General features: G+C 53.1%; 19 protein-coding genes and 2 pseudogenes. 15 read left to right on the top strand and 6 right to left on the bottom strand.

The annotated features are described in order from the left end of the window. Window positions 1-123: 123 nt before the first annotated feature. The 3 genes from ACP7BZ_RS22435 to ACP7BZ_RS22425 all read right to left on the bottom strand — a co-directional run bounded on the left by ACP7BZ_RS22435 (window position 124) and on the right by ACP7BZ_RS22425 (window position 4,538). Entirely contained in the window at window positions 124-1,464 is a 1,341-nt protein-coding gene (locus tag ACP7BZ_RS22435) for an ISL3 family transposase (RefSeq protein WP_426117335.1), read from the bottom strand. 1,035 nt (window positions 1,465-2,499) lie between these two features. After that, entirely contained in the window at window positions 2,500-3,747 is a 1,248-nt protein-coding gene (locus ACP7BZ_RS22430) for a tyrosine-type recombinase/integrase (RefSeq protein ID WP_426117333.1), read from the bottom strand. Beyond that, on the bottom strand, window positions 3,744-4,538 hold the full coding sequence (locus tag ACP7BZ_RS22425; RefSeq protein WP_426117331.1) for a hypothetical protein: 795 nt from the start codon (window positions 4,536-4,538) through the stop codon (window positions 3,744-3,746). The genes ACP7BZ_RS22430 and ACP7BZ_RS22425 overlap by 4 nt, the downstream gene beginning before the upstream one ends. 439 nt (window positions 4,539-4,977) lie before the next feature. Between ACP7BZ_RS22425 and ACP7BZ_RS22420 the strand changes: the two genes are divergently transcribed. Further along, complete coding sequence (locus ACP7BZ_RS22420) at window positions 4,978-5,268, top strand: DUF2471 family protein (protein WP_426117330.1); 291 nt, start codon at window positions 4,978-4,980, stop codon at window positions 5,266-5,268. A 342-nt stretch (window positions 5,269-5,610) separates the two neighbouring features. Here the strand turns inward: ACP7BZ_RS22420 and ACP7BZ_RS22415 are convergent, their stop codons facing one another. Beyond that, window positions 5,611-6,333 carry an IS5 family transposase gene (locus ACP7BZ_RS22415; protein ID WP_426117328.1) on the bottom strand — a complete coding sequence of 241 codons (723 nt, stop codon included), beginning with the start codon at window positions 6,331-6,333 and terminating at the stop codon, window positions 5,611-5,613. Between the two features lie 159 nt (window positions 6,334-6,492). On the opposite strand from ACP7BZ_RS22415, the gene ACP7BZ_RS22410 reads away from it, so the two are divergent. The 10 genes and pseudogenes from ACP7BZ_RS22410 (at window position 6,493) to ACP7BZ_RS22365 (ending at window position 15,385) form a co-directional block, all read left to right on the top strand. Continuing rightward, window positions 6,493-6,750 carry a Tn3 family transposase gene (locus tag ACP7BZ_RS22410; RefSeq protein WP_426117337.1) on the top strand — a complete coding sequence of 86 codons (258 nt, stop codon included), beginning with the start codon at window positions 6,493-6,495 and terminating at the stop codon, window positions 6,748-6,750. Window positions 6,751-7,027: 277 nt separating this feature from the next. Next, entirely contained in the window at window positions 7,028-7,255 is a 228-nt protein-coding gene (locus ACP7BZ_RS22405; protein WP_426117326.1) for a hypothetical protein, read from the top strand. Window positions 7,256-7,331: 76 nt separating this feature from the next. Next, entirely contained in the window at window positions 7,332-7,601 is a 270-nt protein-coding gene (locus ACP7BZ_RS22400; protein WP_426117324.1) for a hypothetical protein, read from the top strand. A gap of 343 nt (window positions 7,602-7,944) precedes the next feature. After that, window positions 7,945-9,258 (top strand): HlyD family secretion protein, encoded by a 1,314-nt coding sequence (locus tag ACP7BZ_RS22395; RefSeq protein WP_426117322.1) that lies wholly within the window; start codon window positions 7,945-7,947, stop codon window positions 9,256-9,258. Between the two features lie 70 nt (window positions 9,259-9,328). Then, window positions 9,329-11,476, top strand: a complete 2,148-nt coding sequence (locus ACP7BZ_RS22390; RefSeq protein WP_426117320.1) for a peptidase domain-containing ABC transporter — start codon at window positions 9,329-9,331, stop codon at window positions 11,474-11,476. A gap of 447 nt (window positions 11,477-11,923) precedes the next feature. Beyond that, window positions 11,924-12,094 (top strand): annotated as a pseudogene (locus ACP7BZ_RS22385) (IS4 family transposase); the annotation flags it as partial. 1,290 nt (window positions 12,095-13,384) lie between these two features. Beyond that, complete coding sequence (locus tag ACP7BZ_RS22380) at window positions 13,385-13,720, top strand: hypothetical protein (protein WP_426117318.1); 336 nt, start codon at window positions 13,385-13,387, stop codon at window positions 13,718-13,720. A gap of 4 nt (window positions 13,721-13,724) precedes the next feature. Then, window positions 13,725-14,681: a Fic/DOC family protein gene (locus ACP7BZ_RS22375; protein WP_426117316.1), complete on the top strand. Its 957-nt coding sequence runs from the start codon at window positions 13,725-13,727 to the stop codon at window positions 14,679-14,681. 21 nt (window positions 14,682-14,702) lie between these two features. Next, a complete protein-coding gene (locus ACP7BZ_RS22370; protein ID WP_426117314.1) occupies window positions 14,703-14,903 on the top strand; it encodes a hypothetical protein in 201 nt (66 codons plus the stop codon). After that, the gene (locus ACP7BZ_RS22365) at window positions 14,903-15,385 is read left to right on the top strand and encodes a hypothetical protein (protein ID WP_426117312.1); all 483 of its coding nucleotides are present in this window, start codon (window positions 14,903-14,905) and stop codon (window positions 15,383-15,385) included. Before ACP7BZ_RS22370 ends, ACP7BZ_RS22365 begins: the two co-directional genes overlap by 1 nt. A 45-nt stretch (window positions 15,386-15,430) precedes the next feature. Here the strand turns inward: ACP7BZ_RS22365 and ACP7BZ_RS22360 are convergent, their stop codons facing one another. Next, a complete protein-coding gene (locus ACP7BZ_RS22360; RefSeq protein WP_426117310.1) occupies window positions 15,431-15,748 on the bottom strand; it encodes an H-NS family nucleoid-associated regulatory protein in 318 nt (105 codons plus the stop codon). Window positions 15,749-16,384: 636 nt separating this feature from the next. Here ACP7BZ_RS22360 and ACP7BZ_RS22355 point away from each other — a divergent pair. Continuing rightward, the gene (locus ACP7BZ_RS22355; RefSeq protein ID WP_426117308.1) at window positions 16,385-17,053 is read left to right on the top strand and encodes a recombinase family protein; all 669 of its coding nucleotides are present in this window, start codon (window positions 16,385-16,387) and stop codon (window positions 17,051-17,053) included. Between the two features lie 181 nt (window positions 17,054-17,234). Then, window positions 17,235-17,438, top strand: a pseudogene (locus ACP7BZ_RS22350) (translesion DNA synthesis-associated protein ImuA); the annotation flags it as partial. Window positions 17,439-17,715: 277 nt separating this feature from the next. On the opposite strand, the gene ACP7BZ_RS22345 reads toward ACP7BZ_RS22350, so the two are convergent. Continuing rightward, window positions 17,716-18,315: a recombinase family protein gene (locus ACP7BZ_RS22345; RefSeq protein ID WP_426117306.1), complete on the bottom strand. Its 600-nt coding sequence runs from the start codon at window positions 18,313-18,315 to the stop codon at window positions 17,716-17,718. A 592-nt stretch (window positions 18,316-18,907) separates the two neighbouring features. Between ACP7BZ_RS22345 and ACP7BZ_RS22340 the strand changes: the two genes are divergently transcribed. Both ACP7BZ_RS22340 and ACP7BZ_RS22335 read left to right on the top strand, forming a co-directional pair. Then, entirely contained in the window at window positions 18,908-19,594 is a 687-nt protein-coding gene (locus ACP7BZ_RS22340; protein WP_426117304.1) for a type I restriction endonuclease, read from the top strand. A gap of 956 nt (window positions 19,595-20,550) precedes the next feature. Beyond that, complete coding sequence (locus ACP7BZ_RS22335) at window positions 20,551-22,500, top strand: Eco57I restriction-modification methylase domain-containing protein (RefSeq protein ID WP_426117302.1); 1,950 nt, start codon at window positions 20,551-20,553, stop codon at window positions 22,498-22,500. Window positions 22,501-22,664: the final 164 nt, after the last annotated feature.

The raw sequence follows: 22,664 nt of genomic DNA, 5'->3' as shown, positions 1-22,664 counted from the left end.
TTCTCGCTGTTCATGCCCAGCTTCGCCTCGACCGCGTCCAGGCGCGCGAACAAGGCATCAATGAGACGATCCTTGTCTTCATGGGACAGGCCGGTGAGATTGAGACGGGGCGGTTTTGGGGCTCTACGCCGTTTCGAGTGGAAATGGACGGCCAGCGCGGTAAATGGTAGATCGCAGCGGCGCGGCTGGTTGCATGGGATTCTGCGGCAGGTTTGTTAACTTGGACATGCGAAGGTAGGCGATGGCGACGAAGTTCTTCACGGTTCGGAATCCGCGCGCGGCCCGTTTGACCTGCTGGAGCATGCCATTCATCGCCTCGACATAAGCGTTGCTGCGGCCGTCGAGCATGCCGCGCACGACGCCGGCCAGGCGTTCCTTGAGCGTGGTGGCGAGCTTCTTGAACGGCTCAAGCCGACTTCGCCGCGCCCACGACATCCAGCTCCTCAAGGCGGCTTCGGCTTTTGCAGGGCAGTTGCTCGTTACGCCAGTCGCGTAGGCCGAGCGCAGCCCCTCTTTCAGACGCCAGGCGCGTGCGCTCTTGAGGTTCGAACGCTGCAAGCGATACATGGTGTTGATCTGATCCACGCTCCAGTCGGCATGGTCTTTGCGCATGCCCCAGAACATGCCCTTGATCGCTTTACGCTCCGTTCCCATCGCCGCGCGCACGACGCGGGGCTGGTCTCTCATCTCATCGCGCCGCACGACGTCCATCGCCTCGTTGGCCAAGGCGATCACATGAAACCGGTCGAAGCTGATCTGGGCTTGCGGCAAGATCTCGGTCACGCCCTTGGTGTAGGCGGCGCTCATGTCCATGCAGACGTGCTTGATGTCGTCCGGGTTGCCACCGTGCGCGATCAAGTCGGCCTTGAATTCGATGACCGTGCCATGCTTTCGGCCCTCAGTCATGAACAGCAGGCGCTTCGCTTCCAGGTCATGGACCACAGTCACATAGTCCTGGCCGCGCCTGAAACTCAAATCGTCGATGCCAACCACGGCGACGCCGTTCATTTCCTCCTGCGCGCGCGCCACACCGACGTAGTGCTCGATCCGGCGCCACAACTGCTTCGAATTGACCCGCAGCAGGGCGGCAGCGTGCGCAACCGGCATGGACTGACACAGCGACAGGGCGAACGCTTCGAGCAGCAGCGTAAAGCCGCTGCCAGGGCGTGCCCACGGCGCCTCCACCGCCGTGGTCTTGCCACAAGCGCTGCAATCGACCCGCGGCACGTCGGCGTGCAGCCACGCCTCATGCTGGAAAAAATCGAGATGACGCCAGTCGCGCCTGACCCTGTCATGAATGTCTTGCCCGTTCACGCCGCAGGCAGGGCATGGCAACTGCTTCGCATTGCAGGCGACCTCGAAATCGATCCTCCGTTTGGCGGTCTCGGGCTCGACCTTGACCACTTCCCACGGCGATTTCAGTCCCAGCGCGGACGTAAACAGGGCTTCGACACCAACACTCATTGCGGCTTCCTCAAATTAAAACAGCTGTCATTGCTGTGGACGGGGACATCGTCGCAAGGCTCTGCATGGTCGTCGCCACGGCATGCCATGTCGACGGCCATGACCCAGCGTATTGGCCCTGCACAGCGTCAAGGGTTCGCTTCGCCGGGTTGCGCTGCGCGCACCCCGCCCTTGACCCTGTTCCGGGCCTCGTCGCATCGAGGCACTGGACAATGCAAGGTCACGATGAAATCAAGTATTCACAGCGGTAGCCGCCATGGTAGCCGAAGTCAACTTCCACTCAAAACGGCATTGGGCCCTTTTTGTGAGCGCTTCAGGAAAAAATTGAGTAGAACGGCGCCGGTTAGGCAGTTTTCTGCATATCCTGCATGATTTCCTATTCCAAAACAGTCACGATTTCCCACTTTGGGCAAGGTGATGACCTTGGAAATGCGTGGATTCTTTAAACGCTCACAAAAGTTCTCACCTTTGGCCGTCCGCTCAGATCAGGAAGCGCTCGCCGGGCCGCGATCCAGTCATTGCAGGTAATGGTGGCGCCCTACAACGTCAGCTTTGGGTCCAGGCTGTGTAAAAACGTGAGGAAAAACAGCGAACAAAAAAATTGGCTTCTCAAAACGCTCGCTATGCGATTTTCTCAAAGTCGGGAAGGGTAACCCTACCCATGAGAATTTCCAAGTTTTTGCATTTTTACCCAGCCTGGGTCGTAACCGACCGGTCGCGCAGGCATATTTGGTTTGCAGTTAGCGCGAGCACGTTGCCATCGAGTGCGCCTGCAACAACCGTTCGGCGACTTATCCACAGGTTCTGTGAATAACACAGCCGTTGGACGCCGCAAACCCCCTTGTTTCAACGGGCCTATCGCTTTGCATTAAATTTAAGCAAGCCACCACGACGGTGTGATTGAAGCTAAACATCTTGACGATCAGGTCAGCGCCGCAACGCGCCAATGTTTGAACGCCAGTCAAAAAGCTTCCGCTTTCAATCTGATGTTGCCAAGTCCGCGGATACGCGGGTTCAAGGCGGTAACTTGCATAGCTAGCACGCGTCTTCTCTGGCGAGCACGCCCGGCGAAGCTTGTTCAGTAGCCCGTATTAAATCGAGTGCCTGCTGCTCTGTGTAGATCATGGTCGTACTGATGTTTCTGTGGCCCAGCCATCCAGCCACAGTGCGCAGATCCTGGCCGGTCATTAGCGCCGCCTTTGCAAACGTGTGGCGGAGCCAGTGCGGCGAAGCCTCACGCAATTGAATGGCGCGATCAGTTTCTCCAATCGAATCCAGGAAGGTCGCCGCTTGCGCCAGTCGCTCCTTCACAATCGCATACAAGCTGTGGCGGGAGGTCAAACTGCGCCACACGCCGTAGCCGCGGCGAGCGCCCAGTGAAACGATCGGTATGCCACTCGCGGTCGTTGTTCCCCTGCGCGTTCGCGGTGACAGCAGTAGAGGGGTTTTATCGCCTGGCGTCGGAAACAGTGTCATGCCAAACGCTTTGCGGTACGTCGACAGTGCGGTCAAAGCGTGGCGGGTCACGGGTATCTTGCGCTCGATATTGCCTTTGGCGCTCTCTTCAGTGATATGCATGATCCAATACGTGTGCCCGGTTTTCGGATCCGATAGCGGCTGGAAGGCACCCATTTTCGCCTTAATGAATTCAGTGGTCCGCAACCCCAACTCGCGAAGGCCAATCAGCACGAAGCGGTCACGCACGTGCCGTTGCCGCTGCTCAAACGTCGTTTTCTCCTGCGCTTCCATGGTCTCGAGCACCAGATCGTACAGATCGAGCGTGACTGCACGGTTCACGTTGACCTTACGCTGGGCGCCGGCGCCATGAAAGCCCATTGGGTTCATCGCAATATACCCAACTTCTCGCCAGGCCCGAAACATCGCGTGAATGCAGCGCTGAATGTCGGAACGGCTGCTCGCTGAAGGCGTGAGCCGAAAGGGGGTATAACCGGGCTCGCCAAGGCGTGCATGACGAATGCCGTCGTGCGCGCAGACGGCCCATTTGGGCAAATTGCCGAGAAACGCGAAGAATTTGGTAACCTCCGGCATGGTCCACTGCGAAGGAACATTATGTGACGCGTTTTCGCAATACCAACGCAGTTTGGCGAGGTGATAGCGATAGGTCGCAACCGTTTCGGGCGACCCTTTCTTGGGTCGACTAGCGATCGCCTGCAACCAGACCTCAGCAGCCTCCCAGTCGCTGCTGACAGGACCAAGGCCGTGAGCGGGGCGGGGCAGCGGTGAGGCTGGAACGGCGAGTTCGCCGGGCAGAGAAGAGCTCATCGTCCAGGGCCTTTCGTAACGGGCATCCGTGCCTGGTCGAACGACGCGTTGCGCAAAGCGTCCATCGCCTGGGCGTCCTTGTGCCGCAGCAGTTCAAGTTGCGTGCAGCGCTCCTTCCACTGTCGCACCTCGGAACGCGCGTCATCAATGCCAATTAATGCAAACTTGCGCATGTCATCGGTACTTCGGCTCAGCTGCTCGATCGACCGCACATTCCGTTCCGCGGCGTCGCGCGCATTTTGCGCCTCAGTTCGATACTGATCGGCGCTCTGGCGTGCTGCCGCAAGTTCGGCGCCGAGCGTAGCCACCTTCGCGCGCAATGCTTTCGCCTCATGTTCAATTTGCTCGAGCTGGTGTTGATAAAAATCCAGTTGGGCGTTTTGCACATACTCGACAGTTTGGACAACCCGGGCGATTTTTTCTTCAAGGGCATCGGCCACGATGTCGCGTACCAGTTCGAGATCAGAGGTGACGGATGACGGCGCGGCGGAGGAAACGCAGTGACCGTGGAGCATCGGGGCCACCTGGGGAGCAATACGGCCGGCGCGCTCGCGCTCCGCGGCCAGCGTCGTCATTGAGGGCCGCCTGTCAGAGGCGTAAGCGTCAAGCAGACGCCGGTAGATGGTTGGACTGTACAAATTTCCTGTCGAGGCGCGAACGAGATTGATAAAACCCCGGACAAAGGGACGATGACTGCGCGGATCGCGTGGGATGCGCGCCTCGAGCTCGGCCACACCGCGCGCGATGTCACTGGCTTGCTGGTCGGTGAGGGAGAACGGCGGACGCGGCATTGGGAGCGTGGAAAATTAAATCAAGATGATATTAACAGTGATATAAAACATCGTCAAACAATCTAAATCAACTTAGTTTGCGCTAAGTTGATTAGATTCGACAGCGGCTTTTGGCGCTTCGTGCTCAACTTTCCGGCCAACTTCATGCATTTCATAGGGCGGAAAACCGATCGCGAAGTGAGGCATCGAGACCTTTTCGTGTCACCGCCACATTTGCCACCCAGATCACAGCCATCCCTGCGATATAGGCGCAACGTAGCCGAACCGCTCAGTATGATTACGGGCCGGAACATAGGGCTGAGGCTTGCTGGTCAGAAAACGACGTGTCTGCACCGCTTGGAAAGATCAGGTCAGTACGACGGCGATCTGCTTAACTACTGTATATATATACAGTCTTATGCTAACATCCACGCTATCGCGAATATTTGTAGGAGACACCATGCGCTTGCTGGCGAATGTTGATGATGTGCTCGAGGAAGTGGTTCCGCCAGTCGTCGCTCGCTACCGTGACGCAGGCACCCTAAGCTGGGCGCTGATCCATCAGATTGAGTCGGACGTTTTAGAAGAAGCGCTTAAGTCCGGCCGGCTATCTGCTCAAGCGGCCAACATGGTCCGATCGCATGAAGCGTTCGGGTATCCAAGAGATGATCGACCGGCATCGTTCGAAGGACTTGGGGTTTTGCCAATCGTTTTTGGCGCCATCCAGAATGCATGGAACCGCGTCCATTGAGCCACTAACACTTCAACAGTTTGTTACATTGTTGAGGTTTCTAACCGCCCGTATGCCGTTTCGCTTTATTCCAACAATATGACCCGGCAGGCCCCCCTGCACTCGCCTATTTGCTCCACGCTAAGCGCGCAAAGCCCCTAGCAACTCGAACAACTCGTGATCTCGCACACCACCGGCCGCACCTTGCGGAAACCGCTACCGCGGCGCGTCATAGGAGCAGAGTGGGGTCAGCGCGGAATTCACAAGAACAAACTCGTCTTATTAAGCCAACTCTAGTCACACACTTGCTTCGTCACATTCGTCGAGTTACACATTTAATGCAGGAACAGTCACACATTTCCTTCAACAGACGCCGGTGGCGGAAAGGACAGCGCTCTTGTGCGGTGGAATGATCACTTGCGCATCGGGTTGCTTCGTCAGCACCGCCTGCGCTACCGGCTCGCCGTCGTAGGCGCCATCGCCCATGAAAGTGTCAAACGGTGTTGTGATTTGATCGAGCAGATCCGGCACGGCCGTCGTGTCGCCCACATCCGGCGTCGTCAGTTCGCACGCAAGAACCTGATGATGTTCGTCGATCGCGAGGTGCAGCTTGCGCCAAGTGCGCCGGGCGGCAACGTCATGTTTTTCCTGGTGCCATTCGTCTTTCCCGTATACCTTGAGCCCTGTGGAGTCCACGATGACGACGCTGCCTGGGGCCATGGCTTTGCTCAAGGCATGTCTTGGCAAGCCGATGCTCCGCTTGGAAACGCAGCTGAAATCCGGAATGCTGATCTCGACTTTCAGGGCACCGGCAAGCGAGTTCATGAAGCCTTCGGTCTGCCGCAATGCCAGATAAAAAACCTGACGTATGAACAGCGCGGTCTCGATTGCCACATTGGAGTATTTCGTTGGCCGGCCGCGCGCCCCGGTCTTGGCTGGGCACCACTCGGCTATCGCCTCCTCGGTAAACCACATCGTAAAGTCGCCACGCCGCTTGAGCGCGGCGTTGTACGCAGGCCAGTTCGTCACCTTGTAAAGCGGCTTCTCGAACTTGTGGCGACGGTCTTCGCTGTGTTTGTACGACACGTGTCTACCTAGCAGAAAATGATGCTAGATTGTACACTCCTGTGGCGACCCGTCGATTTATTCAACAACGCCGAGTTGCGTCAGACTATCCAGGCTGCCCAGAACAAGTGCGAAGGGTTCAACAACTTCGCCCAGTGGGCGTAGTTCGGCTCCGACACCATCGAAGACAATGTGCGCGAAAACCAACTGAAGATCATCAAGTACAACCACCTGGTCGCCAACCTGCTAATTTTTCATAACTGCCACACGATGACGCAGGCATTCAAGGAGCTGGAAGCTGAAGGCAAGCAGTTGACGCCCGAACTGCTCGCCGCGTTCAGTCCGTATCAAACGCATCATGCAAATCGTTTCGGGATGTACGAATTACGCGAACGGAAGCTCGGGCCCATTGACTATGGCGCAACGTTCAAAGTTTAGCGGGGGCGACGATGTTACTCATTTACGAAGGAATCCTTACGGTCCCCCAATGAGTGGACGTTTTGGATAGGTGTTGAACAGCTGTCGTAAAACATGTGTTTCCCGATGGGCTAAAAATACTGTGACGGAAAATTTAACGTAGGAAATATTAAAAAAGATCTTGACATTAACATTTCTATATGAAAATATACGTTGCCTGACAGTTTTTCTTCGTAAGGTATTTCGCTTGTTTCTGTATCCGAAACTTCTTTGTTGTTGTTAACCTTAAGGATTTGTAATGCAAGAATTAGAATTGATGGAAATTGAGCAAATTTCGGGCGGTTTACGTGCTAATACTAACGAATTGGGTATTGGTATTGGCTTGATGAGCCTGGGGTTGGGAATTGCTGCGGTGTCCGGTATCGGTCTTGTAGGAATTGCCGCAGCTGGTGCCCTGAGCTATGGTGGCGGTTTGCTTACAGGTGATGGCGCAATGGGTGGCTTTTCTTGGGGAAGTTACTTCTAACCCGTCGCATATGAAGAGGCTAAAAGTAGCCTCTTTTCGTAAAAATCGATAAAAATAAATTTCATGGATTGTCGATATGAATACAAACATCATGGTGTTGATATTGGGTATTATTGTTGTTGCAATTGCTTGCTTGCTCTTCAAGGTAGGCTGGGTAAAAGCCAATCCTATAAACAACTCGGTCAGTGCCACCAAAAAATTGCTTTTTCTTTTTATCCCCACCCTATTGCTGGGCGCCATCTGGTGGCTATTGGTAGGAACTACCTTTGGAATTGCAATTGGCGCGGCGATTGGACTCATTATATCTAATTCAATTGTCAAACCCTTCCCGAACAAACGTGAGTAATATGATGGGAAATTGTATAGGTAAGAAGTGGTAAGTTTCCACGTCCTTGGCTGTCGAGACTTTACCAAGTATAAGACATATTGTTATACAAATATTTTTCCCATCAGCCTCATTTCAGTTCGGAGAGGCAATTTCCATGATTTTTCCTCAAGATTAGGCAATACAGATATTTGTATTGAACGCACCGATTTTCCACTCACCCGATATTGGCGGTGTTTCGGAAAGTCATTTGCAAGTCAATGATTTTATTAGTGAAAAAAAATATGTATAGCGGTATGAGTATAAGACTAAAGATTAATCTCGGCGGGAATGTTGTTAAATTCATGCAATCTAAGCAAGTTAATTGAGTAATTTAAAGTCACAGTCGAGCGCTGCGTCGGGGTGCGGATCAGCCATTCAACCTTTATTCCGCAAGCAAGCCGTAGAGCACGTCAGCGCCCGGCAATATGGCACGGTGATGCTTACTCGGCCCCTGAGCCATACCTTTCTGACCTTCCTGTTTGTAGCGATGGCAGCGGCAATCGTGGCATTCTTTGTCTTGTTCGGAACCATACGCAAAGCGCAGAGCCGAGGAGTACTTCTGCCGACCGCTGGAGTCATCCGGATCCTACCTGCTCAGGGCGGTATCGTTAAAGAGAGGAGAATTAAGGAAGGCCAGTTAGTGCGCGAGGGAGACGTCCTGTTTGTCCTTTCAAGTGAACGCAGTAGCAATAGGGCCGACTCCACCGAGAAAGCCGTTTCGGTGTTGTTACAAGGTAGGCGCGACAGCTTCGATGTCGAGCTATTACAATCGCGCGTTCAGGTGAAGCAGCGGCTAAATGCGCTGCTTCGCCGCGCCCAGGATTTGACTGCCGAAATCGAGCGCAACAAAGAACAGATCACCTTACAGGCGAATCGCATTGGCTTGGCAGAACAGGCATTCACCCGCTTTAGCGAATTGCAGGCGACCAGCTATATTTCCGCAGCCCAGCTGCAGGAAAAACAGGCCGAAGTGCTTGATCAACGCCAGCGTATTGCTGACCTGCAACGAATCCAATCTGCCAACGAGCGCGAACTGGCCAACGCGCAAGCCGATGCGCGCGATCTTCAAATACAGGCACGCCGTGACGCTGGCGCTCTGCGGCGCAATGTCTCAGCCCTTGAGCAGGACTTGACGGAGAATGAAGCACGGCGCGAAACTATGGTGCGCGCGCCAAAGGACGGCATGGTCACGGCCATCACTGCCGATATTGGGCAGACCGTTGTCGCCAGCTCGCCAATGGCAACGATTTTGCCTGCCGGTGCGCAACTAGAGGCCGAGGTCTATGCGCCGTCTCGTTCAGCCGGCTTTATCAAGCCTGGCATGACGGTACTGCTCCGTTACCAAGCCTATCCATATCAGAAATTTGGCCAGTACAAAGCAGTCGTGCGCGAAGTGGCCAACACTTCACTGCGCCCGGAGGAGCTGGCAATGCCTGGCGTTGCGTTGCCGCCGGGAGCGCCATCGGAGCCGCTATACCGGATTCGCCTGCAACTGGACAAGCAAAACGTGCTCGCCTACGGAAAGCCGATGCCGTTGAAGTCGGGCATGCTGGTTGAGGCCAGTATCATGCTCGAACATCGCCGCCTTTATGAATGGGTGCTCGAACCCCTCTTCAGCATCTCGGGACGCCTTTAACAGAGATCGATCCCGGCTGCGCCCAATCCGTCGCTCTCATCGAAACAACAAGATTACCGAATAAGCGCCAATGCAATTTCCAACTCTCTCGCAGCTCTCGTTTTGGCGTAATAACCGCCTCCCTATCGTGCTACAAACCGAAGCGGCAGAATGCGGCCTTGCGTGCTTGTGCATGATTGCCAGTTACTGGGGCCACAAAATCGACATCACAAGCATGCGCCGGCGTTTTTCGGTATCGCTAAAAGGGGTGACATTGAAAAGCCTGATGGCGATGGCACAGGGGTTGTCGCTTCAGACCAGGCCGTTAAAATTGGACATGGAGCACATGCACAACCTGAAGCTGCCCTGTGTCCTGCATTGGGACCTGAGCCACTTTGTCGTGCTCAAAGAGGTCTATATCAGCCACGCGGTCATCCATGATCCCGGAATTGGCGAGCGTCGCCTCGCCTTGACGGAGGTTGCCAAACATTTCAGCGGGGTGGCCCTCGAGCTAACGCCCACCGCCCAGTTCGAAAAGCAGCAGGAAACCCAGCAATTTTCGTTGTTGTCACTGATGGGGCGTGTGGTCGGCCTCAAACGAGGACTGCTGCAGCTGCTCGCGCTTGGACTGGCGTTACAAGTGTGTACGCTGGTCGCCCCGTTTTACCTGCAATGGTTGGTAGACGAGGCGTTGCTTGCTGCCGACCGCGATTTGATTACCGTATTGGGCTGTGGCTTCCTGTTGCTTGTAGTAATGCAGACCGCCATTGGAGCAGTGCGCTCCTGGATCGCAACTGTGCTGACAACGAACCTGAACCTTCAATGGCTGGGCAATGCGTTCTCGCATTTAATGAAGCTCCCCTTGCCTTATTTTGAAAAACGCCATACCGGCGATATCGTATCGCGCTTCGCGTCAATTCAAACGATGCAACGCAGTATGACCACGCAGTTTGTGGAGGGCATGATCGATGGTTTCCTCGTTCTTGGCACATTGGTCATGATGCTTCTGTATAGCAGCACCCTCGCCTTCGTTGCCTGCACAGCGGTAGCACTCTACATCCTCCTACGCTATAGCATTTTCCACGCCCTGCGCGAGGCGACCGCCGAACAAATTATCCATGCGGCCAAACAACAGACGCACTTCATGGAATCGGTGCGCGGGGTCCAGAGCATCCGCTTGTTCGGCAGACATGAGGAACGCCGAGCCGGCTGGATGAATGCACTGGCGGATCAATTCAATGCCGACCTACGCATCGCGAAACTGACCGTGTCGTACCAGACTGCGAACACACTGTTATTTGGCGGAGAGCGGGTTATTGTAATATGGCTGGCGGCATTGGCCGTATTGAACAATGAGTTGTCGGTGGGGATGTTGTTTGCATTCATTAGCTACAAGGATCAGTTCAGCCAACGCATGGCCAGCCTGGTAGACAAACTGTTCGAATTGCGCATGTTGCGTTTGCACGGGGAGAGGGTGGCCGACATTGTGATGACTGATGCGGAAGCAGACGAGCATAACATCGAAATCGATGTGGACAACATTGCCCCCTCGATCGACCTACGAAACGTCTCCTTCCGGTACGCTGACAGCGAACCGAATGTGGTGAGCGAATTGAACCTGACTGTTCCCGTCGGCCAGTGCATAGCTGTGACCGGCCACTCCGGTTGCGGCAAAACCACGTTGATGAAACTTCTACTTGGTTTGCTTGTACCCACTGAGGGTGAAATCTTCGTCGGTGGCGTTAATCTCCGTCAGCTTGGCCTCGCTAACTATCGGCAGCTGCTCGGCACCGTGATGCAAGACGATACGCTGTTCGTCGGCTCCATCTCCGACAACATCAGCTTTTTCGACCCCTCTCCCAAACAGGAGCAAATTGAGGCTTGTGCCAAACTGGCCTCGATAGGCGCAGAAATTTTACAGATGCCGATGGGTTACAACACCCTGATAGGCGATATAGGAACAGGTCTATCTGGTGGGCAGAGGCAGCGAATCTTGCTGGCCCGCGCGCTTTATAAGAATCCGAAAATGCTAATTCTGGACGAGGCGACAAGCCATCTGGATATTTGGAATGAGCAGGCCGTGAATGCGGCGATTGAAAAAATTTCGTTGACCCGTATTATTGTGGCGCATCGTCCTGAAACCATTAATATGGCCCAGCGCGTCGTGGTCCTGCAGCAAGGGAAAATCGTTCAGGACTTAATGAAGCCGAAAATGGGGGGCAATCCTATTGCCGCGTGAGTTCTCGGCCCAATGTCGTTTCGAGTGGAACTTGACAGGTCGTATTTTCCCTGGCCAGGTCCGTTGCTCATTGGCAAGCTGCCACAGCAGCGGCGTTTTCGGTGCGGTCAAGGGAGGGCGAAGCCCGGCGCAGCGAACCCTTGACGGCATCGAAAAAGCCCTTACGCTCAAAGGCTTAGGGTTGGATGCGGGTTTCGCATCCTGCCCGCGAGCCCGTCCGGCGGCAAGGACTTCCCCGCCCTCGGGGCGGGGTTAGGGGTGGGGAAATTCACACGATTTGGCAGCATCACGTTTCCGCCGCCGTGTAAAGTTCCACTCAAAACGGCATAGAGCCGAGTTCTCCCCGTTGTGCCAAAGACATCTATCGGCAATGTCTATTTTTCGTAGGGTTTCGCAGTCAGAAACTGCCGCTCACTCAGCGTCACCCGCTGACAAAGAAAAGGATGTCCTCCGCGCCCCCCGCCGCTCGATGAGATTGTTCGAATGATGGCGCAGGTGGGCGGTTTCCTCGGCCGCAAGAGCGATGGCGAACTGGGAGCCATGACAATCTGGCGCGGCTTTGATCAAGTGTTTGCTGCCGCCGAAACGCTACGCGCACTTCGCGACGAGCTTGGATGACTTATGTGTGTACAAGGATATGGCCTCAGCTGGCTGCTCAGTGATTCTCTTGACGTACAAGATTGCGAAGGCTAGAATTATCCACCCATGCATAAATAAATGCGATAGCTAAAGGTGGACACATGAATCAAGCAATATTGCACGGGTTGCCTGCAACGGTTCGTTTGATTAGCGTTCACCCAAGTTTTCTATAGACAAGAAGAAATGTCATTACGCATGATTGCATTTAGAGATTTCCGTTCATCCAAACCTGGTAGCCCGCTCTCTGACGGAATGGATAAAGCGATTTTGTCGGTGAACGAGTGGTTAGAAAAAACGAAAATCCAGCCAATAAACATCGAAACCCTTACTGAGTTTCCTGACACCAGGTCAGTGTCTGCAGTTGATCGTGGTGTTCGGGTTTGGTATGAAATTGTCCCGAGTCGCTGAAATCCTGGCGTTGTCCAATAGTCCGCTGAATTCAAACGCCCGGCGGCGCTGCTGGATCGGTGGATGGTCGTGGCTAGATTGCCCCGCGCCCGGTTGAGCTAAGCGGCGGCTGGCCGCTTAGCTGCCCGGCTATGCTCGTCAATCGAATCGCGCCAGCAACCAGCCATGAATCATTTCATGCCACATTGGAAACCGCGCGCAAAAAGCCAAAATGACGCGCTTTTTGAAACCCGTTCACAACTGGCACCACACCTTCCAGAGCGACGGCAAAATGATCGACCTGGATACGCTCCTCGCCGGGATGGAGGGCTCTATGCCGTTTTGAGTGGAACTTTACACGGCGGCGGAAACGTGATGCTGCCAAATCGTGTGAATTTCCCCACCCCTAACCCCGCCCCGAGGGCGGGGAAGTCCTTGCCGCCGGACGGGCTCGCGGGCAGGATGCGAAACCCGCATCCAACCCTAAGCCTTTGAGCGTAAGGGCTTTTTCGATGCCGTCAAGGGTTCGCTGCGCCGGGCTTCGCCCTCCCTTGACCGCACCGAAAACGCCGCTGCTGTGGCAGCTTGCCAATGAGCAACGGACCTGGCCAGGGAAAATACGACCTGTCAAGTTCCACTCGAAACGACATTGGGCCGGATGGAGTCGGGGTGACGGAAATTTCGGCGGTTCCGGCTTACAACCCCGGAATATGCCCGACCCGCTTATACCCCCCTTTCAGTCCGAATGCGAATGGTCATGATAAAGTTGGTCGAACACATAGCGTCTTAGGTTGCGATGCTTGAACACCTGGGATGCCCTAGGTTGTAACCACAATGTATATACAATGTGTTATAATTCTACTTTAGGTAGAGGGGCAGATTATGCTTAAGGATGAGCAAATAATTATTAGGGTGCCTGGTGAACTTAAGGCTGAATTTCAACATGCCGCCGAGGTTGCGGATCGGTCGGCAGCTCAAATTTTGCGGGAGTTCATGCGTGACTTTGTTGCCAAAAACCATGCTCGTGCTGTTTTAGATACAGCGCGTCCCTCCGCCGAGGATCGGAAGGCGGCTGTAAATTTTGGGCGTGCATCAGTGGCACTTGAGGGACTTACAGTTTCTTCAGTTGCTGAAGCTCAGCAGGAGCGCTGGGTAAGGGGCGAGATTTCTATGGAAGAATGCATAGCTGGCATAAAGCAAGCTCACCAGGGGGCATAGAATCGTGTCCATTCCTGACGATGAATCACGTCAGCGGTTAGAAGGTGATTTAACTAGCTCCCGCATTGCGGAGCTTAAGGTCAATCCAGTCGCTGGCAATTTCGATCTCAGACATCTCCGTGAAGTGCATAGAAGAATTTTCCAAGATTTGCCCTCCGCTGGCTTCCCTGAATACACACCGGGAGAGTATCGAACGCCAGTTCCACCAGGCGTTGATTGGCAAAAATGTCGCGTTCTTGACGCCGCTCCAGGACAATTCTTTGTAGCATACTCAAAGATGGACGAAGCCGCACAGCGGCGGCTCGAAACCACGCTGGCCCAGGTCGAACCCGACCTGCTCGGGCAGTTAAACCCTCAAGAATTCGCTCATACGATCAGCAAGCTCTACTCCGAACTCGACTACATTCATCCGTTTCCAGATGGGAACAGCAGGACCCTGCGTTCATTCACTGCCGAGCTTGCCGAAAAGGCCGGATATCGCATCGACTGGGAGCGATTTGATACTACTCACCAAGGACGGGACAAACTTTACATTGCTCGCGATTTGGCAGTCAATAAAATTGCTAAACCTGGAATTGAGCAGCCAAATACCATGATGCGTATCGTCGGCACCATAGATCGGCTTAAGGGAAATCGTGATCTTGGCGACCTGCTAGCAGACGTTGTACGGCCGAGTCGTTCAGTGGCGTTTGATACTATGGATCGTGAGCATGCGTTGAGCAAATATCCAGAATTAAAAGGCGCCTATGCAGCGTTAGAGGCTTCGACGCGTTATATCGAAAGCAAAGAAGTTGACCAAGATACGACGAAGAGTTTGCTGTCAACAATTTCAGCCAAGTTGATCGAGCGAATGGATCGTGGTGAAGTGGTTCAATACGACGGTCGCGAAATAAAGCCAGCAGACATGACCAAAACAATTCCTGCACAAAATCCCGAGAACGATAAGGGCATGGATCGATAATCCGACTCGAAAAGGAAAAATATGGATACCGAGCTAGTCTTGTATATCTACAAGTGTGCAGATTGTGGACACGCGGGGAATATTCATCTGCCGGGCGATGCCCATGAGAGCGAGCTGACTAACTGCAAAGTGTGCGGCGCAACGGCATCGCTCGAATGGGACGGTGGTATTGTTTTTGACGTCTGCATGTCTTCTTCTCCAACGACGTCTGAAAGAATTTAATGTTTAGTTGGCTCAAGAAGAACCCGGCACACCTTGATGAAAACGGCTTGAGTAAAGCCGTCATCACCGACTTAAACCGAAATGTTAGAGCACTCAACGACATCCCCCGCGAGCACTTTACAGCCATATGTGAGGCAGCCGCACGGTCCGTCGCTGGTCGTGCACTCAGTACCCTTTCCACAGAGCTTATGAAAATTGACGGAATGAGCGCACGTCGGGCTGGCGATATTGCGCTCCTACTAGCTAATCAGGCCGGTGTAGCCATTTCCAACGAACAACGACTTGCCCTGGGTATCGAAGAGGCGCGTTGGCGCCACTCTGGTGCACCATGTCGCACTGCGAACCTGGCGCACAAGGCTGCAAATGGTCAAACCTATTCCATCAAAAAAGGCATGCTTATCGGGGGCGCCCACACTTGGCCAGGACATGCCGAAGGATGCAAATGCAGTTCACAGCCGATCACTCCCGGCTTTGAAGAATAACCTGCCGTCTCTGACGCAACTCTACATACCAGATGGTATTGCGGCCTATATTTTCGCGTCGTCCAAGCTTCTCCCGGTGGCCAACCAGTCTTTCACCCAACCAGGCTGACGGCCCCGACCGCTCCACTGTTTCGTGGAGTCATCTGGATGACGAAACTTCGCTTCTCGCGGTTGAGCTTTCGGCTCTTTGGGCGCTTTGCCCGCGAGAAGTTCCTTTACCGAAAGACCAGCACCCCTTGCTATATGAAGAATCTGCTCACGCGCCTGGCTGACGCCGAGAAAGTGGCGTTTTTTCAATTCTTCGACAATTTGTGCTTCCAGCGTACGTAGTTGAGACAGAGAATGACTTAACAAATTTTGCATGAACGTCCCGAAAGGTTAATAGATGGTCACAGGAACAATACCCGAGTCAACATGATATATGCCAACAGACAAAATTGATCGTTGTGAGAAAGAGCGGGCAGCGAATGACGCAATCAAAACTGCTCTAGGAGCCTTGCTGCGTGCCTGCGAGCTGTCAGAGAGTGCAGGGTATGGTAGTCAAGTTCTCGGACCCCTAGCAGATGCACAGCGCGACGTTCGTTATGCTTTAGACACCGCAATGGGGCGAACATAGTCAAATTAGCCAAATAGACTAGCCAAGAATAAGATAGCCAAGTAGACTCAATTTTTGTATTGTTGGCCACCCGATTCAATGCTGGCCAATTTAACTATAGTCTAGTTGGCCAGCACGTTGCCCACGCGGAGGAACTTATGCTTAATGAACTGTTGCCTGACATCAGGAACCTGCTTGACCTGACGAGGCGGATAGAAAACTTCGATGCAACTGTCATTGCCGCTCGAATGCACGGGAATGCTATCGATGTAGCATCAAGCGCGCTAGACGAACGTCATCGGATGACACAGGAAGCCGCTAAGTTGAGGGTGAAATGGGGCATTTAATCAAAATTTTCGCCTCCGCGAAACGTGGTTTGACTATTTCGTCGCACGAAAGAAAAATTGAGTGCGATTAACAAAAATATGAAAGTTGCTCGCATCTATCTGCGCGTTAGCACGCTAGATCAAGACTTGACCAGGCAAGCAAGTATTGAAGCTAACACTCGTTCCGCAGGATTTTACATTGCGGGTGTTTACCGTGAGAAAGCTAGCGGCGCTCGCTCAGATCGGCCCGAATTGTTGCGAATGATCGCTGACCTTCAACCCGGCGACGTTGTAGTTGCTGAACGAATAGATCGACTAAGTAGACTGCCGTTGCCGGAAGCGGAAAAACTGATTAGCACTATCCGCGCTACCGGCGCCCGCCTCTCGATACCTGGAATAGTTGATCTATCCGAAATCACTGACGCTTCCGAAGGTGTAGCTAAAATTGTGCTCGCTTCAATTCAAGATTTGCTATTGAAACTTGCTTTGCATATGGCAAGAGACGAGTACGAAAATCGTCGGGAGCGAGCACAGCAGGGTATTGAGCTAGCCAAAGCCGCAGGAAAATTTACAGGGCGTAAGACAGATATAGCGGTTCATGACCGAATAATTGCATTGCGTTCAAGTAAAAAAACGATTTTAGAAACTGCTAGGCTCGCAGGATGTTCGCAGAGCCAAGTCAAACGTGTTTGGGCGATTTATCAAATGAGTAGACAAGCCGTCGACGAATCAATATCTAAAAACTAAACAAAAAATCCGGGGCATTTTTCGCTCTGCGAAAAACCGGGATGCCCGTTCCAGGGCGCGCAGCATAGCTGCTTGGTCGCTGCGCGACTGGCCGACAAGCGGCCACCCTTCCAGGCCACACCTTGTCAACCCCGATGAGCGCGCTATACTGTATAAAAACACAGTACTTGGCGAGTTCATCATGATTACACCTAACGTCCATCCGACGCCCGAACAACTACATCCTGCGCTATGGCGAGCGTCACAACTGGCGCGGTTCTCGGGCCATTGTGTCGATACCGGACATAGCGCATTGTCCAAGCAGCTACCCGACGGCGGATGGCCAACTGGCAGCTTGATCGAGCTTCTTGTACAGCAGCCAGGCTCATCGGAATTAAAGCTAGTAGGGGCGCCCACAGAATTCGGAAAAAATAGCACGCTAAGGATTTTTTCCGACGCAGGAACCGAGCGCTTTTGGTTGGGATCGTCTCGGAATGGCGAAGGCGACGCGATTTGCGGGCCGCTGGCCGCGAGAAGCCTCTTGGGCATTTGCAGCGCTAATTGCTGCCGCGACGCAGTACAGGTCCGCTAAAATGACATTTCTCTTACCCTAGGAAAATCATGAAAAGCAGCGATGTCCACCGGTGCGCTACTGTCGTTTTCAGAAGGCGACTGCTCGAATATCAGAAGTCGGCTGCATTTACTGAAGTGTGCCTTGCGCGTACTCGCATGATGGACTGGCGAGTCGTACCGTAGTCGCGGGCGACCTTGGCAACTGACTCGCCAGCCACGAGGCGGACCATCGCAGCGGCTTGCTGCGATGTCGTCAGCGCTGGCCGACGTCCTAATGTCTTTCCTTCAGCACGCGCACGTGCCAGTCCCGCCTGGGTTCGCTCCACCAGAAGATCACGTTCAAACTCGGCCACCGCACCTAGCACGCTCATGGTCATCTTGCCGGCAGCGCTGGTTAGATCGACACCGCCGAGCGCTAAGCAATGCACACGGACAGAATCGGCTGCGAGCTGCTCGACTGTCGCCCGAACGTCCATAGCGTTACGACCAAGCCGGTCCAACTTGGTCACGATTAGCACGTCACTAGGTTCAAGACGGTCAAGCAAGCGAGCAAACTGCGGGCGCTTAGCGGCCGCGACGCTACCGCTAATGCTTTCGCGAACGATCCGACGTTTATCTACGGCGAAACCAGCCGACTCAATTTCAAGGATCTGGTTGTCGGTGTTCTGATCCACAGTACTTACTCGTGCATAAATGAAAGTTCGTGACATTTGCGGCAAAATTAGTACGAAAAGGAAGTACTAATTGTAGGCCATGTCCGATATTGTCACTAGCTATTTTTCGTACATTAATTTTCCGTCTGTACGAAAACGATCGTTTTCGTACAAAATCGTCAAGATGGTACGGATCAAGACATCTTGCCATATGGAATTACTCGAACATTCATGAGTTCCGAACATGAAATAAAGCAACTTTCTCGCCGTTTGAGATAAGATTGGCGCTCTTACTATTTGCTAGACTGAAAGGCCCAATGTCGTTTCGAGTGGAACTTGACAGGTCGTATTTTCCCTGGCCAGGTCCGTTGCTCATTGGCAAGCTGCCACAGCAGCGGCGTTTTCGGTGCGGTCAAGGGAGGGCGAAGCCCGGCGCAGCGAACCCTTGACGGCATCGAAAAAGCCCTTACGCTCAAAGGCTTAGGGTTGGATGCGGGTTTCGCATCCTGCCCGCGAGCCCGTCCGGCGGCAAGGACTTCCCCGCCCTCGGGGCGGGGTTAGGGGTGGGGAAATTCACACGATTTGGCAGCATCACATTTCCGCCGCCGTGTAAAGTTCCACTCAAAACGGCATAGAGCCGACTGAAACCATGCCCGTCCCAGAATCTGTACTCACCCTTATCAGCAACTTCGAACGCAACTACGAGAGGTATGTAAAGGGGCACTACAACGAGACACAGGTACGGCGCGACTTTATCGATCCTCTCTTCACAGCACTCGGCTGGGATATGGATAATAAGTCTGGTTACGCCGAGGAATACCGCGACGTAATTCATGAGGACGCGATCAAGATAGGCAGTTCAATGCGCGCGCCCGACTATAGCTTCCGCGTCGGAGGCACCAGAAAATTCTTCGTTGAAGCAAAAAAGCCATCAGTAAAGATTAAAGATGATCCCGACGCGGCATTTCAGTTACGGCGCTACGGTTGGTCCGCTAAGCTCCCCCTTTCAATTTTGACAGATTTTGAGGAATTCGCAGTCTATGATTGCCGGATTAAGCCTGATAAAGCCGACAAGGCGAGCACAGCGGCCCAATGTCGTTTCGAGTGGAACTTGACAGGTCGTATTTTCCCTGGCCAGGTCCGTTGCTCATTGGCAAGCTGCCACAGCAGCGGCGTTTTCGGTGCGGTCAAGGGAGGGCGAAGCCCGGCGCAGCGAACCCTTGACGGCATCGAAAAAGCCCTTACGCTCAAAGGCTTAGGGTTGGATGCGGGTTTCGCATCCTGCCCGCGAGCCCGTCCGGCGGCAAGGACTTCCCCGCCCTCGGGGCGGGGTTAGGGGTGGGGAAATTCACACGATTTGGCAGCATCACGTTTCCGCCGCCGTGTAAAGTTCCACTCAAAACGGCATAGAGCCAGCACAGCTCGTTTATTCTACTTTAGCTATCGCGATCTAGCGGAGAAGTGGAACGAAATATCAGCAATATTTTCCAAAGAGGCGATACTTCAGGGATCGTTTGATAGATTTGCAGGCGCATCCAAGGGGAAACGAGGAACGACGGAAGTCGACGATGAGTTCCTAAGCGAAATCGAAGGGTGGCGTATATCGTTAGCGAGCAATATTGCGTTGCGTAATACTGGAATTAGCGCGACGGAACTTAATTACGCCGTTCAGCAAACGATTGATAGAGTGATTTTCCTGCGAATTTGTGAAGACAGGGGTATAGAACCTTACGGACGGCTGCAGGGGCTGACTGGGGGTGCCGGCGTGTACGGGCGACTCCAAAACATATTCCATGAGGCTGACGACAAATACAATTCTGGACTATTCCACTATCGAAAAAAAAAGGACGCCTTCAACATCCAGACGAACTAACTCCATCTCTTCAGATTGACGATAAGCCGTTAAAGGAGATATTCAAACACTTGTACTACCCCGAATGCCGGCCCAATGTCGTTTCGAGTGGAACTTGACAGGTCGTATTTTCCCTGGCCAGGTCCGTTGCTCATTGGCAAGCTGCCACAGCAGCGGCGTTTTCGGTGCGGTCAAGGGAGGGCGAAGCCCGGCGCAGCGAACCCTTGACGGCATCGAAAAAGCCCTTACGCTCAAAGGCTTAGGGTTGGATGCGGGTTTCGCATCCTGCCCGCGAGCCCGTCCGGCGGCAAGGACTTCCCCGCCCTCGGGGCGGGGTTAGGGGTGGGGAAATTCACACGATTTGGCAGCATCACGTTTCCGCCGCCGTGTAAAGTTCCACTCAAAACGGCATAGAGCCCGAATGCCCCTACGAGTTCTCGGTGATTGGCGCCGATATTTTAGGAAGCGTGTACGAGCAGTTTTTAGGAAAAGTTATTCGGATTGCACCCGGCCGCAGACCCGTACTAGAGCTGAAACCCGAAGTCAGAAAAGCTGGCGGAGTTTATTACACGCCAGCCTATGTTGTGAAGTACATGATCAAAAATTCCGTGGGTCGGGTATTTGCGCTGCGCTCATTGAAACAGGCAGCTGGGCTGCGTGTTGTCGATCCAGCATGCGGATCTGGTTCGTTTCTTATCGGCGCATATCAATTTTTATTAGATTGGTACCAAGCTAAATATTTTGAAGATGGAGTCGAAAAGCACTCTAAGGGAAAACAACCAAGGCTTCGGAACGCTGGGTTCGATAAGTGGCGTCTTACGACGACCGAGAAGAAGCGAATTCTTCTTGAGCATATTTTTGGTGTCGATATTGACCCCCAGGCGGTCGAAGTGACGAAGCTTTCTCTTTTGCTCAAAGTGCTCGAAGGGGAATCCGCTGAATCAATTGGAACAAGCGGAAAATTATTTCATGGTCGCGTACTGCCTGACTTGGAAGCAAATATTCGATGTGGTAACTCTCTGATATCGTCGAATTTTTGCACTAGCGATCGTAGTGAGGCCCAAATAAATAGTGCTAACGTCTTCGATTGGGAGGATGAGTTTCCTGACGTTTTCATGGATGGAGGATTCGATGCGATTATAGGAAATCCCCCCTACATAGATGTTAAGGAGATGCCGCCGGAAGTGAAGTTGGAGTTAAGCCGAACATATCGGTCGGCACAACAGCGCTTTGACCTGTACGTACCTTTCATCGAAAAGGGCCTCAAGTTGCTGCGGCCAAAAGGTTACTTAGGCTATATTGTGCCGTCCATGTTCATGCGGCGAGAGTATGGTTCCGATATTCGCAAGGTAATTCTTGAGGAAAGCAACCTTTCTCAGGTGGTTGACTTTGGAACAAATCAGGTGTTCAAAGGTCCGTTAAATTATGTCGCAATTTTAATCTTGGAGCGGGGGGTAAAGCCCTACCCATTTGATGTGGTAACTTTTGATAAGACCGGTCTCGATGCAAGCGAACTGGAGAAATCATTGAATAGCGAGAGTCCCGAGCCCGGAATTTCACGATTTAGTATGCGACCTGCGTCGCTTACGACAGAAGCGGGCTGGCAGTTTGCGGATGAGGAAAAAGCAAACTTAGCTAACCGCCTCTTTTCCAGTAAATTCTCATTGGGTGACATTACTCGATATGTAAGCGAAGGTATTCACAGTGGCAAAGATGAAGTATTCTTTATTCCAAAGGCGCGCGCGGACGAACTAAAATTAGAGCACGAGACTCTTTTCCCGCTCGCAAAAGGAAAAGATGTCCATAGATATGAGCCAGTTGATGCGAAGGCTTTCGCCCATTCGGTTCTTTATACTTATGATCTTACTACCGGCTGCGTGCTCCCTGAAGCGAGGTTGGTGAAAAATTTTCCTCGAACCTGGAATTATCTTAAAACGTCGCGAGACGCGCTCTCAGGACGCGCCTATTTTGATAAGTCATCCAAAGAATGGTATGAACTTTGGTGCCCTCGTGATCCAGCGCTATTCACCCTGCGCAAAATAATAGGCCCTGAAATTGCAAACAAGGGCGAGTTTACAATTTCAAACCGCCCTTTATTCGCAAATAATAAACTGAAAGTGATTGTACTGAAGCCGGAAGTTAAGGAGGAGCTTGAATTCGTACTCGGACTCCTGAATTCTCGCCTATTGACGTATTTGCACCGGATAATCGCCCCTCCGAAAAGTAATAATTATTACGAGGTCAAGAGTCGAATTGTCGGAAGGCTACCTATCAAAAGGATCAATTTTTCGGTTGCGACGGATAAAGCAAAGCACGACTCAATTGTGGAACGCGTAAAATCGATACTTACTAAAAATGTAACTGTTCAGCCTGAGCGAAGGCTGCAATAAACAGTTGTAAACTGTGCTGCTATCTCGCATGATTTGGGCATGCCACCAAAACCGCCCCGTCTCAATCTCACCGGCCTGTCCCATGAAGACAAGGATCGTCTCATTGATGCCTTGTTCGCGCGCCTGGACGCGGTCGAGGCGAAGCTGGGCATGAACAGCGAGAA

The organism is Massilia sp. PWRC2, from assembly GCF_049896725.1.
Lineage (GTDB): Bacteria > Pseudomonadota > Gammaproteobacteria > Burkholderiales > Burkholderiaceae_D > JAFCUW01.
Note: the sequence above shows the minus strand (reverse complement) of the source record. Positions and strands in the feature narration are given on the sequence as shown.